The sequence below is a fragment of the Microbulbifer sp. ABF4_107 genome, assembly GCF_056312215.1.
Genome location: NZ_CM149983.1, coordinates 3,036,597 through 3,056,598, shown reverse-complemented (window position 1 = coordinate 3,056,598; position 20,002 = coordinate 3,036,597). Strand labels below are relative to the sequence as shown.

General features: G+C 58.6%; 14 protein-coding genes. 7 read left to right on the top strand and 7 right to left on the bottom strand.

Annotated features, from left to right (window positions below):
• The first annotated feature begins 37 nt into the window (after nucleotides 1–37).
• On the top strand, nucleotides 38–946 hold the full coding sequence (locus tag ACYX4K_RS12530) for a PhzF family phenazine biosynthesis protein (protein WP_475091792.1): 909 nt from the start codon (nucleotides 38–40) through the stop codon (nucleotides 944–946).
• 61 nt (nucleotides 947–1,007) lie between these two features.
• On the opposite strand, the gene ACYX4K_RS12525 is transcribed toward ACYX4K_RS12530, so the two are convergent.
• The 3 genes from ACYX4K_RS12525 to ACYX4K_RS12515 are packed head-to-tail and all read right to left on the bottom strand — an operon-like array spanning nucleotide 1,008 to nucleotide 5,865.
• Complete coding sequence (locus ACYX4K_RS12525; RefSeq protein WP_475091793.1) at nucleotides 1,008–1,979, bottom strand: DUF4340 domain-containing protein; 972 nt, start codon at nucleotides 1,977–1,979, stop codon at nucleotides 1,008–1,010.
• A gap of 21 nt (nucleotides 1,980–2,000) precedes the next feature.
• Nucleotides 2,001–4,916: a Gldg family protein gene (locus ACYX4K_RS12520; protein ID WP_475091794.1), complete on the bottom strand. Its 2,916-nt coding sequence runs from the start codon at nucleotides 4,914–4,916 to the stop codon at nucleotides 2,001–2,003.
• The gene (locus ACYX4K_RS12515) at nucleotides 4,906–5,865 is read right to left on the bottom strand and encodes an ABC transporter ATP-binding protein (protein WP_475091795.1); all 960 of its coding nucleotides are present in this window, start codon (nucleotides 5,863–5,865) and stop codon (nucleotides 4,906–4,908) included. The genes ACYX4K_RS12520 and ACYX4K_RS12515 overlap by 11 nt, the downstream gene beginning before the upstream one ends.
• A 557-nt stretch (nucleotides 5,866–6,422) precedes the next feature.
• Here ACYX4K_RS12515 and glnE point away from each other — a divergent pair.
• From glnE to ACYX4K_RS12500, 3 genes are all read left to right on the top strand, one after another.
• Entirely contained in the window at nucleotides 6,423–9,296 is a 2,874-nt protein-coding gene (gene glnE / locus ACYX4K_RS12510; RefSeq protein ID WP_475091796.1) for a bifunctional [glutamate--ammonia ligase]-adenylyl-L-tyrosine phosphorylase/[glutamate--ammonia-ligase] adenylyltransferase, read from the top strand.
• 190 nt (nucleotides 9,297–9,486) lie between these two features.
• Nucleotides 9,487–10,443: a branched-chain amino acid transaminase gene (locus tag ACYX4K_RS12505; protein WP_475091797.1), complete on the top strand. Its 957-nt coding sequence runs from the start codon at nucleotides 9,487–9,489 to the stop codon at nucleotides 10,441–10,443.
• 178 nt (nucleotides 10,444–10,621) lie between these two features.
• Entirely contained in the window at nucleotides 10,622–11,527 is a 906-nt protein-coding gene (locus tag ACYX4K_RS12500) for a hypothetical protein (RefSeq protein WP_475091798.1), read from the top strand.
• Between the two features lie 63 nt (nucleotides 11,528–11,590).
• Here ACYX4K_RS12500 and ACYX4K_RS12495 read toward each other — a convergent pair whose 3' ends face one another.
• Nucleotides 11,591–12,934, bottom strand: a complete 1,344-nt coding sequence (locus tag ACYX4K_RS12495; RefSeq protein WP_475091799.1) for a UDP-glucose dehydrogenase family protein — start codon at nucleotides 12,932–12,934, stop codon at nucleotides 11,591–11,593.
• Complete coding sequence (locus ACYX4K_RS12490; protein WP_475091800.1) at nucleotides 12,931–14,256, bottom strand: O-antigen ligase family protein; 1,326 nt, start codon at nucleotides 14,254–14,256, stop codon at nucleotides 12,931–12,933. Before ACYX4K_RS12490 ends, ACYX4K_RS12495 begins: the two co-directional genes overlap by 4 nt.
• 327 nt (nucleotides 14,257–14,583) lie before the next feature.
• Here ACYX4K_RS12490 and ACYX4K_RS12485 point away from each other — a divergent pair, with 327 nt between their 5' ends.
• A complete protein-coding gene (locus ACYX4K_RS12485) occupies nucleotides 14,584–15,504 on the top strand; it encodes a mitochondrial fission ELM1 family protein (RefSeq protein ID WP_476178703.1) in 921 nt (306 codons plus the stop codon).
• Nucleotides 15,497–16,564, top strand: a complete 1,068-nt coding sequence (locus tag ACYX4K_RS12480) for a glycosyltransferase (protein WP_475091801.1) — start codon at nucleotides 15,497–15,499, stop codon at nucleotides 16,562–16,564. Before ACYX4K_RS12485 ends, ACYX4K_RS12480 begins: the two co-directional genes overlap by 8 nt.
• Nucleotides 16,565–16,608: 44 nt before the next feature.
• Here ACYX4K_RS12480 and ACYX4K_RS12475 read toward each other — a convergent pair whose 3' ends face one another.
• Nucleotides 16,609–17,280 carry a YrbL family protein gene (locus ACYX4K_RS12475; RefSeq protein WP_475091802.1) on the bottom strand — a complete coding sequence of 224 codons (672 nt, stop codon included), beginning with the start codon at nucleotides 17,278–17,280 and terminating at the stop codon, nucleotides 16,609–16,611.
• A complete protein-coding gene (locus ACYX4K_RS12470; protein WP_475091803.1) occupies nucleotides 17,277–18,404 on the bottom strand; it encodes a glycosyltransferase family 4 protein in 1,128 nt (375 codons plus the stop codon). Before ACYX4K_RS12470 ends, ACYX4K_RS12475 begins: the two co-directional genes overlap by 4 nt.
• A 141-nt stretch (nucleotides 18,405–18,545) precedes the next feature.
• Here ACYX4K_RS12470 and waaA point away from each other — a divergent pair, with 141 nt between their 5' ends.
• Complete coding sequence (gene waaA / locus ACYX4K_RS12465) at nucleotides 18,546–19,940, top strand: lipid IV(A) 3-deoxy-D-manno-octulosonic acid transferase (RefSeq protein ID WP_475091805.1); 1,395 nt, start codon at nucleotides 18,546–18,548, stop codon at nucleotides 19,938–19,940.
• Nucleotides 19,941–20,002: the final 62 nt, after the last annotated feature.

Genomic DNA, 20,002 nt, shown 5'->3' with positions numbered 1-20,002 from the left:
TAGTCAGGGAAGGCGACAATAAAAAAGGAATTGAGTGATGACGATCGAATACGCACTGCTGGATGTGTTTGCCGATGCACCTTTTCAGGGCACCCAGATTCCGGTGGTGAATCTGGCTGGGAAGAATCTGGACGTGGCCGCCAAAAAAGCCATTGCCAGTGAATTCCAGCAGACCGAAACCGTGTTTATCGAGCCGGACAATACGGTTCCTGCCTGCGTGTATAACAGCCGCGGCCAGCAGCACTTTGGCGCCCACACCATTCTCGCCGCGTCTTTTATGGCATTTGAACTGGGGCTGACGAAAGGCGAAGGTAGCTTTGCCTCCTTTCTGTTGCAGCAGGACAGCGGCCTGATCGAAAGTTTTATCGACGACAAAGAAGGCACACCCGGCAATATCCAGTTTGCCCGCGAACTGTCCCCCACGGTGGATCGCTACACACCGGATGTAGCCCGCCTGGCGGCGGCGCTGAATACCGAAGATAAACACATCACCTTCAGTAAATACAAACCACTGGTGGTGAGTGTGGACACGCCGACACTGATCGTTCCCTTTACCCGCCCCGAACATGTACTGGCCGCCAGTCTTATTCACGATCACTGGAATGCGCTGCTCGGTGACCTGTATACCTCCGAGCTATTCCTGTTTGCCCCGGGCTCCATTACCGGCGGCACCGAGTTCCACGGTCGCCTGTTAAATCCCAATCTGGCGAAAGATGTGTTTCCACCGATCGGCAACGTCATGCCGGAATTTATTGCTTATCTTGCGGAGCAGCAGGAAACCGCGTCTGGCACGCACATTTTCTCTGTGGATCGCGGCAGTCTGGAAACCCGCAAAAGTGTGTTGCATGTGGAGTTCGATAAAAAGCCGGGCAAGGAAGTGCGCTGCCGCATCGGCGGCAATGTAATCAGGATGGGTGAGGGGAAACTGTTCTTCCCTGAATCCTAAGGTTTGCTTTCACCCAATAAAAAACCGCGCAGTGCGCGGTTTTTTTATTGGTTGAAAGGTGTCAGCTTTTTGCATCTTCTTCCTGAGTATTACCGGATTCTTCCTCCGCGGTCTGCTCCTCATCATCCCGCTCCACCAGCACCAGATCCTGGTGGCGTTTATCCATCACCCGATCGAAATCGTACTTGGCGATTTCAAAATACTGCTCGCGGTCGTCTCGGCGTACATAGTATTTATCGTTCGCGCTGGCGAAGTGATAGCGCCGCACGCCCTCACTGGTCTGCACCTTGATTTCCGTTGCCTCTGCCTGGGGAGCTTCGGTGACGGCTTTGGTAATGCGCAGCTTTTCCAGTGCCGCAGCCAGTTCCCGCGCTTTGCCGGGATCTACTGCGGGCGTCGGTTCCCCGCCACCTGAGTTAGTAGGCGCAAACGCCCAGCCGTCCTCGCCCTTTTCCAGGGTGTAGTCCGGGCCCTGAATCTGCTCCAGTGTACCGGCGGCCAGCAGGGATTTGTCTAGCCAGCTGTCGGCGCTAGAGGGCAGGTCAAAGCTGTTCAATTCCACCGCATAGATGGCGTCGTCATCGGCGCGGCGCACATGCACCTTGCGGAATCCTGGCGAGGTGCCCAGAAACAGTTCCAGCGCCGCTTTATCCCCTTCCGCGGAGTACAGCTTCAGGTGCTTGCGGAATTTTTCTTCCGCCACCTCGAAGCGCTCCCGCGCACTGTTGCTGGTGGCCACCGGCCAGTTGCCTTTCAGGGCGGTGAGTTTTTCCAGCAGGGTGTCCAGTTTGTCACCGTTTACCGGGAGGTCGTGAAGCTCGGGCAGCAGCCACTGTCCGTCTTTGCGTATCAGGGTAACCTGTTTGTCGTCACCGGCAATCTCCAGTCGCTGCAGGGCATCGGTTTCTGTCTGTACCAGTTGGGTGGCCTGCGCCTGTGCCTGTTGTCGGGAGGTCGATTCCCAGAACAGGCCGGTGGCGAGGACCAGCTGCAGGGCCAGCACGCCACTCAATGCCATTTGTAGATTTTTCATGGGCTATTTCTCCTATCCTCCTCAGCCGGCCAGCAGTTGTTGGTAACGCTGCTGACGGGCGCGATTGCGCAGCTGTTGGATCAGGGCGACGATGCCCAGTGCCAGCAGTGCGGCGATATAGTTCAGTGATTCCCAGAACAGCCGGCTGTCCTGCTCCATGGGGGGCAGGGTGCGGTTGAAGTGGCTGCGGGCGCGGATGCTGAGCAGACCTGCATCTTCCAGAGACCAGTCCACACTGTTGGCCGCCAGTTGCAGGGTATTGAGGTAGTCACCACCGGCCGCGGCGCCGCTCATGCGCACCACCTGATCCCGCAGGAAGTCGTTGGAGGCGAACAGAATGATGCGCGCAGATTCCGGCGAGCGGCTGATCTGGCTGGGCAGGTTCTCCAGCTGGCTGGCGTCACTTGCGCTGTCGTTTTCACTTTCGCCTTCCGTCGTGTTTTCCGCGGCACTTTCTTCTTGCGCCAGTGGTGACGGTTTATCGGCAAAGTAGGAGTCGAAGCGTCCGGCACTGACCACACCCAACAGGTGCGAGGCGCGTTCGCCCTCGGGGGTGAAGGCGCTGATCTGACCGTCCACGTAGCGCGGCATCACGTTGGTGTTACTGGACAGCCAGGCACTGTCGGAACTGCGCAGAAGCGGGGTAATGCTGCGTGCAGCAGACTTCTCTTCATCCACGTGAATGGGGGAGGCCCAGCTCACGGTGGCCTGGGGAAGATTACCGGTGATGGGGTTGTCGGCATTGAGGCCGTCGCCGCGTACGTCGATAAAGTAGGGGTAATCCAGCATGCGCAGTTCCTGCAGCTGGAAACCGCCCACGTTGCGGGTGACCGGTACCGGGAAGGCGCTGTTTTGCGGATCCAGTACCAGCTTGTTGTCCACCTTCAGGCCCATGTGGTCGAGCCATTTTTCCAGGCCGCTGTTGACCCGGTTCAGGCTCAGGCTGCGGTTCGACAGGTTGGCGCTATAGGGCGAGGTAGCGGCGATCACGGTGCCCCCCTGCATCAGGAACTGGTCCACGGCGTAGAGGGCCTTTTCACTCAGGTTGCGCGGTGCCAGCAGCATCAGGATATCTGCATTGCCGGATACGCGACCGTCGCTCAGGTCTTCGCGTTCCACATTCAGCTCGGCGCCGAGCAGGGTTTCCAGCTGGCTGAAGCGCGCACCACCGCCCATACCGTGGCTGAAATCGTCCGCCGGAGTTACCAGTGCCACGGTCTTGGTAAAGCCGCTGGCGAAGCGCTTGATACCCGCTTCGAGATTGCGCTCGAAGGTGTCCGCGCTGAGGTCGTCCAGGGGAATCTGCACGATTTGTTCATCGCGGGCGAGGGTCAGGTAGAAATAGAAGGGGCGGCCGATCAGGCTCGCGGCCATGGGCTGGAAGCCGTAGTCCTCGGCAATCTGCTGCGCCACCACACCGCCGTCCGCTTGCGGGTCGACAAACTCGACGCTCAGGCGGTCGCCGGCATCGGCCTGCATTTTTTCCACACTTTCACGGATGGATTGCTTGAACTCGGCGAGCTGCTCGGGCAATTGGTCATCGGCGGAGACATAGGCGGTAAACGCCAGCTTGCCCTGCACCGTGTCGAACAGGTTGCCTTCGCTCTGGTAGCTCTGCAGGACTTTTTTGATCGCGCGGGTAAGGTCGTACTCCGGGTTGCGCAACTGCACGTCCACATCGGTCTCACGTTCCGCATTCACCTCGATCAGGTCGCGGAAGCCCAGTACTTCGTACTCATCGCCGTACTGCACCAGCACATCAAAATAGGAGCTGACGATGGACGCCTGATAGCGGTCCGCCACCTGGAAGGGCACCGGCGCAATACCGTATTTGCGGTTGGCCTCTTCCTCCAGTTCAGGCTCCTGGGTCGGATCGATAATCTCCACCCGCACACGGCCGTCGCCACTCACTTCATATTCCCGCAACAGATCACGCATCTGCGGTACCAGTGGGGCCAGCAGTGGATGGGTTTTGCCGCTGAAATAGCCGCGGATCAGCAGCGGTTCCTGTAGCTGGTTCAGGTACTGCTCGGTGGCCGGGGAGATGGAATACAGGTTGCCTTCGGTCACATCCGCGCGCAGGGATTTCAGTTGCCCCAGCCATAAATTGGCGCCGAGCGCGTTTACTACCAGCAGTGCGGTGACCGTCTGCCAGGCCTGGCGGTGTTTACGGTCGCCACCATTGGCCCAGCGCTCGCGCTCCAGCACCAGAGTGTTCAATGACAGGAACACCGCGCACAGGCTCAGGTAGTAATACAGATCTGGCAAGTCGATAACACCGCGGGTGATGGCGTCAAAGCGCGCACCGGTGCTCAGGCTGCGCAGCCATTCGCCGGCGCTGTTGCCGAAGAAGTCGGTGAGCAGCGGGCTGCCGATCAGGTAGAAAACGCCACATAGTGCTGAGGCCACAATCAGGCTGACGATCTGGTTGCTGGCGCGGGCGGACACGAACAGGCCGATGCTGAGATAGGCCGCACCCAGCAGGAAGGTCGCCAGGTAGCCCGCCCACACCGGCCCCCAGTCCAGATCGCCGATGATGGCGACGGTGACCGGCAGTGGCAGGGTGATGGCGAGGGCAATGCCCAGCAGCGCCAGACAGGCGATAAACTTGCCCACCACAAACTGCCACAGGGGCGCGGGCTGGGTGAGAATATGCTCGAGGGTGCCCTTGGCGCGCTCGTCGCTCCACAGGCGCATGGTGAGCGCGCTGGTGAGGAAGATCAGCAGCAGGGGCATCCACTCAAACAGTGGGCGCACGTCGGCGATATTGCGGGCAAAAAATGCCTCGCCCCAGAAAAACACGAACAGGCTGATGGCGGCAAAGGTGGCGAGAAACAGATAGGCCACCGGCGAGGCAAAAAACAGGGTGAGTTCTTTGCCGGCCACGCGCTGGATCAGCTGTTTACCGCTGACGGGAGGGGATGATTCAGGCCGCATTTTCCAGTGCCTCCGAGGTTTGTTGTTTGCTGTTTTCATTCACCTGGCGGAACAGGCTTTCCAGATCCCGCTGCTCCGGTTGCAGGCGGTAGAGCTCGCCGCCGGCGGCAATCAGGGTGCGGGCGATCACCGCACTGGTGGAGCGCAGGTTGGCATCCTCGTCGAGGACAATGCGGAAGTGCCCGGCGCTCTTGAGCGGCTCGATACTGTGAATACCTTCCTCCTTGCCAAGTCGGCCGAGTATTTCGCGGGCATCGGTGGCGGAGGTGTCCAGCAGGATGCTGTTGGCGCGGCGCAGCTGGTCGAGTTGTTCGTCCACCGCCAGTTGCCCGCGGTGGATGATCAGCACCCGGTCACACAGGGCTTCCACTTCCTGCATGATGTGGGTGGAGAGGATGACGGTGGCTTCGCGGGCGATTTCTTTGATCAGCGCGCGCATTTGCCGGGTCTGGGTGGGATCGAGGCCGTTGGTGGGCTCATCCAGAATCAGCAGGCGCGGTCGGCCCAATATGGCCTGGGCGACGCCGACGCGCTGTTTGTAGCCCCGCGAAAGGGTGTGGATGCGGGCGTGGAGTTTGTCGGCCAGTTCGGTGGCTTTGATGGCGCGGCGGATTTCGTCGACTTTGTCGCGGTCGTCGAGGCCTTTCAATGAGGCTGCGTAGTCGAGGTAGTCGGCGACGGTCATTTCGCCGTACACGGGCAGGTTCTCAGGCAGGTAGCCCAGTTGCCTTTGCAGGTTTTTGGGCTTGTCGGCCATAGATATGCCATCAATGGTGACGCTGCCGCTATCCGGTTCCAGGTAGCCAGAGAGCATTTTCATGATGGTGGTCTTGCCGGCGCCGTTGTGGCCGAGCAGGCCGACAATTTCGCCTTTTCCGATTCTAAAACTGACGTCGTCGACGGCTTTGAAGTCGTCGTAGTAACGGCTGAGGTGGGTGACTTCCAGCACCTTGTCCTCCTTTTGGTTTGGTTGTCAGGGGGTGGTGGTAACACTTAGGGGGTTTAATCAGCTCCGTGGCGGCGCCGCTGTCCGGTACAGCTTTGCGAGACACGCCGTAAACCCGTCCATGGGGGCTCGGCTGCGGCCGTCCTGGCCGCAGACGGTCTCGCAAAGCTGTACCGGACATCGACGCCTTCGCGCGAAGTGATGTGGAATTTATTCGAGAGTGATTACGGCGGTGGACGCGAGATAGGCAGGTAGATGGGTACGCGTCGCATGGGGCGGCGACAGGTTGCCGCGGCCCGGGGGAAATAGTGAAGCTGGTGATGATTTGTGTAATCAGTCGAAATAGTCATGCTCGTAATACGGTTGGGGCCGCAATAAAAACAAGGTTCAGACGAAAGATCGCTCGGTGTTGATCGAGGGTTAGATAGGGCCTGTGTAGGAAAGTTCAAGACCTGGTGTCCGCGCTGGTGAGGAATCCGGTGACGGCCGGTGTACACTTTGGGTTTCGCCGCTTTTTGCGGTCACTACACTCGTCGTTCTGGATTTAGAAGGAATCGCCCATGTCATTGATGGAATTCTGTCCGCAACCGCATCAAGCACTGTTTGCTCAGCGCTGGGAGGATTGGTGCGCCGCGGTTGGGGAGGAGCAGGTGGCCGGGGTTGAGTCGCTGGTGGGTGACGAGAAGAGTGGTGCATTGGGGCGGGGACTGGTACGGGCGTTTGTGGGCTCGGATTTTTTTGTGCAGCAGTGCAGTCGTCATCCCAAGTGGCTTGCCGGTTTTGTAGGGCAGGCGGATTGCGGGCTGGTGGCGCCGGATCTGGCCGAGATCGAGTCGGAAGAGCAGCTGGAAAAAGTGCTGCGTAACCTGCGCAACAGGGTCAATGCCGAGGTGATCTTTCGGGATTTTGCCGGCCAGTGGGATATCCCCACCGCCTGTGCGCGATTGACCCAGCTGGCGGAAGTTTGCATTCAGACGGCGCTCGACTGGCACCGCCAGAAGATGGTCGAGCGCCACGGCGAGCCGCGCTGCCGCGCGGGGGATGTCCAGCCGATGGTGGTGCTGGGGATGGGCAAGCTGGGAGCGCGGGAGCTGAACCTTTCCTCCGATATCGACCTGATTTTTGCCTACCCGGAACCGGGTCAGTCTGATGGGGACAAACCACTGGAAAACCAGGCCTGGTTTCAACGCCTGGGGCAGCGGCTGATCAAATCTCTCGACGCGGTCACCGCCGATGGTTTCGTGTTCCGCGTGGATATGCGCCTGCGCCCCTACGGGGACAGCGGCCCGTTGGTGAGCCATTACGCGGCACTGGAAGACTATTACCAGACCCAGGGGCGGGAGTGGGAACGCTACGCGATGATCAAGGCGCGCCCGGTGGCCATGAGTGGTGAACGAGCAGCGGAGGCGGCAGAGGAGCTGGTGGAACTGCTGCGGCCGTTTACCTATCGCCGCTATATCGATTTCAGTGTGATCGACGCCCTGCGGGAAATGAAAACCCTGATTCAGCGCCAGGTGCGGGCCCGCGGTCTGATCGACAATATCAAGCTGGGTCGCGGTGGCATCCGCGAGGTGGAATTTATCGCCCAGGCATTTCAGCTGATCCGCGGCGGGCGCGAGCCGGATCTGCGGGTGCGCAATATATTGAAAGTTCTGCCGTTGCTGGAGGAGGGCGGTCATCTTCCCGAAGGGGCTGCGGCCGAACTGCGCGATGCCTATTTACTGCTGCGCCGGGTTGAGCACGGCCTGCAGGCGGAAAAGGATCACCAGACCCAGACGCTGCCACCGGAGATCGAGCGCCGCGAGCAGCTCGCGTTTGCACTCGGTTACGACAACTGGGCAACGTTGGAGAATGCGCTGGTGCAGGCTCGCGCGGCCATTGAGCGCGAGTTTGACGAAGTTATCGCACCGCCAGAAGAGAGTTGCGAGATTACCGATTCCGACCAGTGGGAATTCCTCTGGGCCGGGTGTGAGCGCGCCGACGATCGCGACAGCTGGCTGGAGCAGCTGCACAACGCCGGTTTCCAGCCCGCGGCCAAAGCACTGGAAGCGCTTACCAACCTGCACTGCGACCGCATCGTCGCCGCGTTACCCGCCGCCGGTCGCCAGCGCCTGGATCAGACAATGCCGCTGTTGCTCGCTGCAGCTTCCGAGGTGAGTGAGCCGTTACTTGCGCTGGAGCGGGTGCTGCCTTTATTGCGCTCGATTCTGCGCCGCAGCGCGTATCTCGTACTGATCAATGAAAATCCGCCGGTACTGAACCAGCTGCTGCGCCTGTGCAGTGCCTCCCCGTGGATTGCCGATCTGCTCGCGCGTCACCCCATCCTGCTGGACGAAATGCTCGACCAGCGCCGCCTGCTGCAACCTTCCACCGCAGAAGATATCGCCGACGACCTGCGCCAGCATATGCTGCGGGTGGACGAGGACGACCTGGAAGCGCAGATGGAAGCCCTGCGTCATTTCAAGCAGGGGCAGAGCCTGCGTATCGCCGCCCAGGAAGTCACCGGTGCGCTGCCACTGATGAAAGTGAGTGACTCCCTGACCTGGCTGGCGGAAGCCATACTGCAGCAGTCGCTGACCCTCGCCTGGCAGCAGGTGGTGGAAAAACACGGCGAGCCGAAGGATGCGAGCGCAGAGGATATGCGCTTTTCCATTGTCGCCTACGGCAAGCTCGGCGGCCTGGAGCTGGGGCATGGCTCGGATCTGGATATCGTATTTGTGCACGACGCCGATAGCGCCGGCTATACCAGTGGCGAGCGGTCGCTGGATGCGCAGAGTTTCTACACCCGCCTGGCCCAGCGCCTGATTCATATTCTGCAGACCCGCACGCTCAGCGGCCCTCTGTACGAAGTGGATACCCGCCTGCGTCCGTCGGGGAATTCCGGTCTGCTGGTGACGTCGCTTGCCGCGTTTGAAAAGTACCAGCGCGAGAGCGCCTGGACCTGGGAGCACCAGGCGCTGGTGCGCACGCGCCCGGTTGCCGGCAGTGCGCGCCTCGGATTGGCGTTCGAGGACCTGCGCACCAGGCTGTTATGCGAGGGGCGTGATGAGCAGAAATTGCGTAAAGAGGTGGTGGAAATGCGCAATAAGATGCGTGCACACCTCGATAAGAGCAATGATCGACAATTCGATCTCAAGCACGGCACTGGCGGTATTGTCGATATTGAATTTATGGTTCAATATGCCGCATTGGCCTGGGCGCAGGGCGCCCCTTCGATCGTGCGATATACCGACAATATCCGCATACTTGAAAGCCTCTCCGAGGCGGGCCTGATGCCGGCCCACCAAGCCGCGCATTTGATCGACGCCTACAAAGCCTACCGATCAGAAGGTCATCGCCTGGCATTACAACAGCTGCCGGGGGTTGTATCCGGTGACCAATTCGAAGCGGAAAGAAAGACCGTTGAAACAACTTGGCAGCAGATGTTGGGCTGAATTCCCTTTTAAGGGATTTCTGTGCCTCGCCATTCCCGCTGCCCGCTTAAACTGTTTTTCACCTGGCTCTGTGCTGTAGGAGCCAGCCTGCTGGCGAACTGATTCGATCTTCCCTTTCCCAGGGCTCGACCATCCTCTCCCAGGCCTGAACTCCTACAGAGTGCGTAATAGAATTTTGTAGGAGATCCCCATGTCTTTTGCCGATCGAGACGGCGTTATCTGGTTTGACGGTGAACTGGTTCCCTGGCGCGATGCCCGGGTACACGTGCTCACCCACACGTTGCATTACGGAATGGGCGTATTCGAGGGCGTGCGTGCCTATGAAACTGCCGACGGAGGCACCAGTATCTTCCGTCTGCACGAGCATACCCGTCGTTTGTGCCGTTCCGCCAAGATCATGAACATGCCCATGCCGTATAGCGCCGAGGAGCTTAACGAAGCCCAGCGTCTGGTGGTGCGGGAGAACGGCCTCAAGGAAGCCTACCTGCGCCCCATGGCATTTTATGGCTCTGAAGGCATGGGACTGCGCGCGGACGGACTGCAGACCCACGTGATTGTCGCCGCCTGGGAATGGCCGAGCTACATGACCCCGGAAGCCCGCGAACTGGGGATCAAGGTCAATACCTCTTCCTATACCCGCCACCATGTGAACATTGCCATGTGTAAGGCCAAGGCCAATGGCAACTACATCAATTCCATGCTGGCCCTGCAGGAAGCCATCCGCAATGGCTGTGAAGAAGCCCTGCTGCTGGATCCGGAAGGTTATGTGGCCGAGGGCAGTGGCGAGAACTTCTTCCTGGTCAGCGACGGCATCATTTACACCCCGGAACTGACCTCCTGTCTGGACGGCATCACCCGCGCCTCGGTGATCCAGATGGCAGAAGAGTGTGGCTACACCGTGAAGGAAAAGCGTATTACCCGCGACGAGGTGTATATCGCCGATGAAGCCTTCTTCACCGGTACCGCCGCAGAAGTACTGCCGATTCGCATGCTGGATGGTCGCACTATCGGTGAGGGTCGCCGTGGCCCGATCACCAAGCGTCTGCAACAGATGTACTTCGATGCTGTGCAGGGCAAGAGCCAGGCGCACCTCGGTTGGCTGAGCGATGTGCATGAGACCTGCGACCAGGTAGCGGTATCAGCCTGAACATTCCAGTAAGCCTGAATGCAAAAAAAGGGCGGATACCCTCGGGTATTCGCCCTTTTTTTGTGCGTTGTCTGTTGACCGTCATTTCATAGAGTCGTCTTCGCTTTACACATAGAATGGTGTGCCACGTTAGAGGAGCGTATCGGGAGAGCGAAATTGGCTGGATGGAACAGAGCGTATGTTTACTAATTTGCTGAAGGGGCGGCTTCGCAAGCACGACCAGGTGAACAACCGCAAGCTGGAATCCCTGCTTCGGGTGCAGTTGTTACAACAGCAGGTGCTTGGAAGTAATGACATGGGCGTGGGGAATGAAAAGGAGCACAGCATTGTTGTCTCTCTCACCTCATTCGATCGTCGCATCCACAACGCGGTTTATGCCGTGGAAAGCGTATTCCAGCAGTGGCTGAAAGCGGATGCGGTGGTGCTGTGGCTGTCGCGGGAGCAATTTCCTGAGGGACAATTACCTGAAAGCCTGGTACGCCAGCAGAGGCGCGGTTTGCAGATTTGCTATGTCGAGGACCTTGGTCCTTACACCAAGTATTTCTACGCGTTTGAAAAATACCCGGACAGTCTGATCATTACGGTCGATGACGATACCCTCTATCCACCGGACATGATCGACCAGCTGTACCGCGCGTGGCTCCGCAATCCTGACTGGATCCATTGCCACCGCGCGCACCTGATGCAGCTGGACAAACGAGGCGAGTTGAAGCCCTACAGTAACTGGTGCGCCGACTGGCGCTGGCAGGATAGCAGCGGCGAGCCCTCTCCACTGGTATTTCCGACCGGTGTAGGCGGTGTACTGTATTTCCCCGGCTCGCTGCACCCAGACGCCTTCGCCAAAGACAAATTCCTTGCGCTGTGCCCCGGAGCGGACGATGTGTGGCTGAAGGCCATGAGTCTACTGCAGGGAACCCCCTGCGCGAGATTGCCCGATACCCGGGACTGGTCCGGGCGCTTTTTGACCGTGGATGGGTCTCAGGAAGTAGCGTTACAAAATGAGAACTGGCGCTCCAGAGGTGGGAACGACTGCAAGATTCGCGCGGTGTTTGAGCGTTACCGTTTGTACGGGCTATTGCGTTAATCGAGGACTGGCGCACCAAGCGCAGAGGGGTGCGCCAGGTGTGCCAACGTGTCTGAAAGGGGGCTACTGTCCACCTGCCGCCTGTGGGCGGCCAACGCAATAGTACTCGAATCCGGCTTCGACCATATCCAGAGGGTGGTATAGGTTGCGTCCATCAAATACCACTGGCTCCTTCAAATTGCTATTGACCGTGGTGTAGTCAAGAGACTTGAACTGCTGCCATTCGGTGGCAATCACCAGCGCGTCGGCGCCGGACAGTGCGCTGTCACGGGTACCGCACAGCTGCAGGTCGTCGCGATTGCCATAAATACGCTCGCACTCCTGCATGGCTTCCGGGTCGAAGGCGCGCACACTGGCACCCATTTCCCACAGGTTTTCCATCAATACACGCGCGGGAGCCTCGCGCATATCGTCGGTGTTGGGTTTGAATGCCAGTCCCCACAGAGCAAAGGTTTTACCGGACAGGTCCTTGCCGTAGCGCTCGACAATTTTATCCAGCAGGTAGTGTTTCTGGCTGTGATTGCGGTCTTCCACCGCATTCAGAACCTTGGGTTCGATGCCCAGCTGTGCGGCAGTAGTTTTCAGAGCCTGTACGTCTTTGGGGAAACAGGAGCCGCCGTAACCGATGCCCGGGTAGATAAAGTGGTAACCGATACGCGGGTCGGAACCGATGCCCTGGCGCACCGCTTCAATGTCGGCACCGACTTTATCGGCAATCACCGCCATTTCATTCATAAAGCTGATCTTGGTGGCGAGCATGCAGTTGGCCGCGTACTTGGCCAGTTCCGCGCTGCGCACATCCATCACGATTACCTTGTCGTGATTTCGGTTAAACGGCGCGTACAGCTGGCGCATTTTCTGCTCGGAGGCATTTTCCGAGGTGCCGATAATGATGCGGTCTGGCTTCATGCAGTCCGCCACTGCGGATCCCTCTTTGAGGAATTCGGGATTGGAAATTACGTCGAATTCCAGATTTAGTGCTTCGCGTTCTTGCAGGGTGCGAGTCACTTCCTCGCGGACTTTATCCGCGGTACCTACCGGCACGGTGGATTTGTTGATGATGTATTTCTTGCCGTCCATATGTTCGGCAATAGTACGTGCCACCTTGAGTACATAGCGCAAGTCCGCAGACCCGTCTTCGTCAGGCGGGGTGCCGACTGCGATAAAGATCAGGTCGCCGTGCGCTACCCCTTCTGCAGCATTGGTGGTGAAGGCGAGGTTTCCGGATTCGTTGTTGCGTTTGACCAGTGGTTCAAGGCCTGGCTCGAAAATTGGTATATGGCCCTGTTTCAGTCGTTCGATCTTGTTTTCGTCAATATCGATGCAGGTTACCCGGTGGCCGGCCTCTGCGAGAACGGCGGCCTGCACCAGGCCTACATAACCAGTGCCAAATACAGAGACATTCATTGCTTTTCGCTTCCTTCAATTTTGTCTAAATTGGATATTTCATTGCTCGCGATCCGTGGTGTGGCTTCCGGGAGGTTTGAGCGTGCAATTACCAGGGCAACGCAGAGCCACGTAAATACCATCATTTCTGAGCTGAACAGCTCGCGATGCGTACTCAGCGGAAACCATGTGCACAGCAAGATAATCAGTGGAGCCAGTGGGCGGCGGGTTTCACTCACGCGAGAGTAGTCACCGCGCCATACGATACGCAGAAAGCAGGCCAGTACGGCAAAAAACAGGGTGAAGCCGATAATGCCGGTGCCCGCGAGCACTTCGAACACCACCTGGTGTGCGTAAGGCTGGTCCAGGTGGGTATCGGCCCAGGTTTCCGGTAGGAACATCACATAGTTCCCGGCGCCGGTACCGAGCCAGGGGGAAGCGAGGAATTGCTCCCAGGCCTGGGACCACAGTTGGATGCGCACCGGAATAACGGAAGACAAGCCCTGTACATCGAGGCTTTGCGGTATGCTGGCGGCGATGCGTTTGCTGACCATTGGGTCGCTCATGATCCACCAGCCGGCGGAGAGTGCTGCGGCGGCCAACAGGCACATCACACTTTTTGAGGCCCGCAATTGGTGGCGAATAGTGTACAGCCAGATCAGGCTGACCAGAGCGAATGCCACCCAACCGGCGCGGGTATTACCAAAGAAGGTGACAGCGAGGCACAGAAGATAAATGCCAGACTGTAACGGCAGGCTTAGCTTGCGCACTATCGGGGCAAACAGAACCCATGCGCAGAGTGGTGCTATGTAGTAGCCAAATTTGTCTGGGTGACTGAAGTAGCCGCCGAGCCGTTCGGCCCGGGGCACTCCGAAGAAGTCGAAGCCCACCAGGGCCTGAAAGAGCCCATCCACCAGCCAAAAGCCGATAATCGCGACCAGGCACAGCTGCAGCTTGTGCCATATGGCATCATTGCGTGCCCAAAGCAGCACCGGAATGCCCGCGAGCATCAGGACCAGCTGAAACACCGCGAGTTCAATGGGTTTGCTCGAATATTGCGATCCTGCGGCAGAAAGCGCCAGCGCCATCGCGGCCAGCAGGTTCATCAGGCACCAGGGCTTGATGCCAAAGGGCTTCCAGCTATTCCGGTCGCGCACCAACTGAACGATCGCCGTAATGGCGAGCACAAGGACAGAAAGTTGGAATGTGCGTGACCAAGGCAGCACCCAGATAAAGCTACACAGCAGCAGACCGATGGCGAAAGGCTGGTCAAAAATCTCCCGTAAACGGGCTTTTCGCGAAGGGGGCGTGTGCGTGGATGAGGCCGACAAAATGGTAGACATACAACGGGAATCCTGTTTTCCGGCCTTTCTGGTAGTGACTTTGAGGCTCTGGATAGGCGGCTCATTGTATCCGTAGAGCATGTCGCGGGCTACCGCGGGGCGTGTCTGGTCCGGCGGGTCATAGGTGTGCATACCGTCTGTTGTCGACAGTCCGCGAATAGCGGCTGCGGTTTCAGTCTTCCCTATGGCTGCGGTAGCATGCCGCGCGGGGCGTGGGCTTATCTTCGACACGCTCGATTTTGATTATTCACATGTAGATGCCACATTGATGAATGCGATAGGTAGTAGATAGGTGCTAGTGGTATCGACGGCTATTGAGGTGGAACTGTGCTGGTTATCTGGCGTTTTGTGGACGGTAATCGCGCGCATGAAAAGCAGAGCGCCGCACTGATCAGTGGACTGGAGCGTTGTCTGGGGGCAGGCAGGCTCGATTGCCGGGTTATCGACTGCAGAGCCGTGAAACTGTCGCTTTTTGGGGGGGTGCCCGAGGCTTTACGACAGCTGCCACGCCCAGACCTGTTAATTGGTGCGGGGCATAGGACCCACTGGCCCTTGCTGCGTGCACGGGGCCTTTGTGGTGGCCGCAGTGTTGTAATCATGCAGCCCAGCCTGCCACTGCACTGGTTTGATTTCGTGATTGTTCCTGAACACGACCGGCCTCCAGCCGTAGAAAACGTGATTCTTACACAGGGAGCGCTGGCCGAGCCGCTTCCTGATACTCCTTTCGAGGCCGACCGTGGGTTGCTGTTGTTGGGTGGTCCCAGCCGACATTTTCAATGGGACGCTGCAAAAGTTACGGCAGTTGCTGAGCAGCTACTGAAAAGGCCGCTGAAGTGGGTAGTCGCGGACAGTCGCCGCACGCCCCAGGGGGCTCTGACGCAATTCATTGGGAGTGGTGCAGAGTTGGTTTCCTGGCAGGAGACTTCACCGGGGTGGCTGGCAGAGCAGATGGCCCGATCCGGACATATCTGGGTTACTGGTGACAGCGTTTCGATGGTGTCCGAGGCGCTACAGAGTCGCGCGCAAGTGGGGGTCATTACCTTGCCCAGTCGGCGGCCTGACAACAAGATCCGCGGGGCCATACAGCGATTGCTGGATCAGGAGCTGGTTACAGAGCAGTTGGATGAAGCTGCCTGTTCCGCATTGCAGCAGCTTCCTCGAAAACCTCTCAATCAACAGGTAAGCTGCGCGCGGGCGTTATTGCGGCGCTGCGGCATTAAATCGACTTTGGAGAAGGGTGATGGTTGAGACGGCGAATGACGTGGAGAGAAGCAAGCCATTGCGAATCTGTCAGCTGTTTACCAGCGTCGAATCCGGCGGGCTTGAGAAGCATGTTCAGGAGTTGAGCAGTTGGCAGCTGCGACACTGCAATGCGGAAGTCTATGTGATCGCTCACCCCCGGTATGAAGCTATGTTTCCCGAGGGTGTCAGATTCCTTCCGGTAAATACCGACCGCGGTCGCCGCAATCCATTACTCAGTATTGAACTTTTCCGCCTGATGCGGCGTTATCAATTTGATCTGGTTCATGCGCATGCAGCCAAACCCGCGTATATCATGCGCCGTCTCCAGGGGTGGATCCCCGGTAAAGTAGTTCTGACCAGGCACAATGTGGTCAACCCGAAAGACAATCTGTCCAAACACTTTCCGCATCGGATTGCTGTGAGCCAAATGGCTGTAGCCAATTCCGCGTTGCCCTGGCATGTGATCCCGAATGGTACTCAGTTGCGGGACGCTGGTGATAGTCATGACTCGCTTCTGGATTCAACTAGGCCAGCAGTTATTTCCGTTGCAAGGCTAGTTCCTGCGAAGGGCATAGACCGGCTGTTGCGGGCCTGGGCACAGGCGCAAGTGGGTGATGCGGTGCTGTATATCGTGGGCGATGGCCCTATGCGGGAAGAGCTGGAAAGCCTCGCTCAAGAGTTGCACCTGGAGGGGCGGGTCAAATTTGTCGGGTTTCAGTCTCGAGTAACTGATTGGATGGCTGCCGCGGACCTGAAGGTTGTAGCATCCAGCAAAGAGGGAGCTCCTTATACCGTGGTCGAGGCGCTTTTGGCTGGTTGTCCGCTGGTTTCCACCCGTGTGGGCAATGTGCCGGAAAATATCCCGGCTTCATATCTGGTGGATATCGGGGATACTGCCGGTCTTGCAGTCAAGCTGACAGCTGCACTGGCGAGTCTGGAAAAACTGAAGGATGACTACAGCCCATACTTTGCTCGCGCGCGAGAGAGGCTGACTCTCGACGCCATGGCACGTGAAACCTTTAAGGTGTATGAGCAGGCATTAGCAGAGAAGTCGACTGCTGGATGATTTTGTCGGCAAGAATCTAGAAAAGCCGGCGTCCACTCAAAAAGTCAGCGTCGGCGGCTGATGGCTTCAGCCTCTTCCCAGGTAATGGATCGATTCGAGATTTCCCAGGCTACTCGTGCCCACATGCGTTTGATGCGACGTTCCAGGTAGCGATCGCGGGATCGATCGAAAATTTCGGCAAAAGGCAGGAATGCGGAGCGGCCAAGGCCATCAATCAGTACGAGCTGAGGCTGCTCTCCGGCCTCGCGAATGACCAGGTTGTGGGGTAGCAGGTTTTTGGTCATCACGCCTGTTAACCGCAGCCAGTCAGCGAATTCGGAAATGGCGTGCCGGATTCTGGTGTCCAGCCCGTTTTGCTGCAGATAGTGCTCCAGAGTGATTGCTGGTTCGCCATTGCTGTCGAGTATCAGTTCGGAAACCGCACCAGGTCCCTGGCTAGTCTCTTCCATGCCATACCAGTAGGGCAGGTGTTGCCAGACGATACTAGTGGGTGGCTCACTGCGCAGTGCTTTCTGGGCGTACCCGTCCCGCTCCCGTGAATTGTCATCGAACTGATCGTCGCCGAATAATTTTTTATACCAGGGTGCGCGGGCGCGGAGTTCTGCAAGTCGGCCTGGCAGCATGACTTTGACACAGCGGTCGGGAAACTCGGGATGGCGGAAGCAGTTGCGATTGCCACCTTTTGCGAAAGGCTTGCAGTTACTGAGGTCGATCAATGGGCTGTTTTCTCTTGGACTTTCTGTGTGAGCAGCTTGCGGTATAGGGCAATTGTTTTTTGCGCTTGAGTGTGAAGGGTAAACTCCGGACTGAGTGTCGGGTTCGGAGCTGCTGCAAGTAGCTCCCGTGTACGCGATAGCAGTTGTGCGGGGTCGCCGGTCGTTACCAGCCCCTGTGGGTAGCAGGCTCGCAGGGATTCCGCAGGCCCGCCAATATCATAGCCAATTACCGGTGTTCCCATGGCTACGGCTTCGATTACCGTCCGCCCGAAGGGCTCAGGCTTTTTCGACAGGTTGTACACCAGTGTTGCGTGGCGGTACCACTCACGTATGTCGCTGCGGTGGCCGGTAAAGGTAATGCGGTCGGAAATGCCGGCTCGCTCGGCCTGCGCCTGCAGCTCTTCAGCAAAGTGCTGCTTGTTCTTTTCCGCTGCTCCGACAATCACCCCCTGGATATCGGTGTGATCCCGGGCGAGCTCCGCGATCATGTCGATAAAGTCCTGCTGACCCTTCCAGCGTGTCAGGCGTGCCGGTAACAGTAGCCAGCGGCGATCGCGCAGCTCCGGAAAATCAGTGAGCGTGTTCTCGAGCCAGGCAGCTGGAGGTGGAATATCCGGTGAAAATTCATCGGTGTCTACACCGCGATAGATGACTTCAGGCGCTGTCTGCAGTACGGATGAGTAGTTGTGCTGCAAGTAGTTATCCACACAGTCCGAAATTGCGATCACCTGTTCCGCGCGCGCCATGATCGCACTGTAGCGGTTGATGGAGTAGAGACCGTGGGCGGTACTCACGAGGCGGGGGCGAGTGGCTGCCGGTAGCTTTTTCCAGGCCAGGTAGGTAAGCCAGGCCGGCATGCGTGAGCGTACGTGTAGGATGTCGGCCTGCAGCTCGCGCAGTACCGCGCGAAGTGGTCGTACCTGCCGCAGGCTGAGCAGGGATTTTCTGTGAATTGGCAGGGTGATATGCCGGCTGCCCTCATGCTCCAGCTGCTCTACCAGGCGGCCACCGCTGGAGATCACAATGGACTCATGCCCCTCTTGCACCAGTACCCGCGCGAGATCCAGAGTGCCCCGCTCGACGCCACCGGAATTGAGAGCGGGTAATAGCTGGACGATTTTCAACGTTGACTCCGTGGTCTGATGGGTTGCGCGGCGGGGGATCGCAGCCCCTGCCCGGGTTGCACCAGCGTGGCGCGAGATCGGGGTAGATATTGGGGTAGAATAGTGCCCTGAAAAGAATCCAAATGCACACCCCATGGCGCTGTGTCGCCGAACTTCGATATTGACCTGATGCGTTTTCTGTACACCTGGTTTTTCCGCCTCGCCCTACCGCTGATGTTGCTGCACCTGTGGTGGCGCGGGCGTGCAGATCCTGCCTATCGCAAGCGCTGGAGCGAGCGCTTTGGCCTGGTGCCGTCGCGACCGGGCGCGCGGCGGCGCTGGCGGGAGCGTTTCGGGGTGGTGCCAGACCGGGCCAGCCGTGCACCTCTGATCTGGATCCATTCGGTTTCCGTGGGTGAGACACTTGCGGCAATCCCCTTGATCGAGGAGTTGGCGGCACGCCACCATCAATGGCAATGGTTGGTAACCACCACCACGCCCACCGGTTCTCAGCGGGTACACGATGCGCTCGACCCGATCCTGAACGGTCGCCTGCTGCACTACTACCTGCCGTTTGATCTGCCCGAGTGTCTGTCACCTTTCCTCGATGCACTGCGCCCCAACATGCTGGTCAGTATGGAAACCGAGCTCTGGCCAAACCTCCTGACCCTGTGTTCCCGCCGCGGTATGCCGGTGGCGCTGGTAAATGGACGCTTGAGCGCAAAGTCGGCTCGCGGCTACGGTCGCTTTGCGACCCTGAGTCGGGAAATGCTCAGCCATATAACCCGGGTCGTGGCACAGTATCCGGCTGATGCGGAGCGCTTTATTGCCCTTGGTGTGTCGCCCCGGCGCGTACAGACAGTAGGTAACATCAAGTTTGATCTGCAGATCGGTTCCGGCCTGGTGAGTGAGGCCCAGGCCTTATCCCATCAGTGGCGAGAGCCCGGCCGTCAGGACCTGCAGGGCCATCGGCGCCCGGTATGGCTGGCGGCCAGCACCCACGCGGGTGAAGATGAGGTGGTTCTGGATGCATTCGAGAAGCTCCGGGATTCCTTCCCGGACTTATTGCTGGTGCTGGTGCCGCGCCATCCCATGCGCTTCGACAGTGTGGCGAGGTTATGCCGCGAGCGAGATCTGAATGTGGTGCGTCGCAGTGACGGTTTGAAGCCCGCTGCATCTGACCAGGTGCTGCTGGGCGATACCATGGGCGAGTTGCTGCGCTTCTATGGTGCCTGTGACGTGGCATTTGTGGGCGGCAGTCTGGTACCGGTCGGTGGCCACAATATGATCGAACCCGCTGCCTGGGGCGTGCCCGTGGTGTCTGGTCCGCACCTGCACAACTTCAGTATGGTTTCTGATTTGCTGCGGGAGGTGGGCGGCCTGAAGGTGGTGGAGGATGCCGGGCAGATGGCGGAGCAGGTTGCAACGTGGCTCGGGAACCGGGATGAGCGAATCGCCGCTGGGGCGCGAGCGCGGGATGTGGCTGCGCAAAACAGCGGTGCGTTAGAGCGTACGATCGAAGTGATTGAGTTGCTGATGCGGCGAAGAGGCGGCTGAACCACCTCTTTGGGGGGGGGAAATAAAAATGCCGGATGCTTCTGTGAATAAAGGAAGCATCC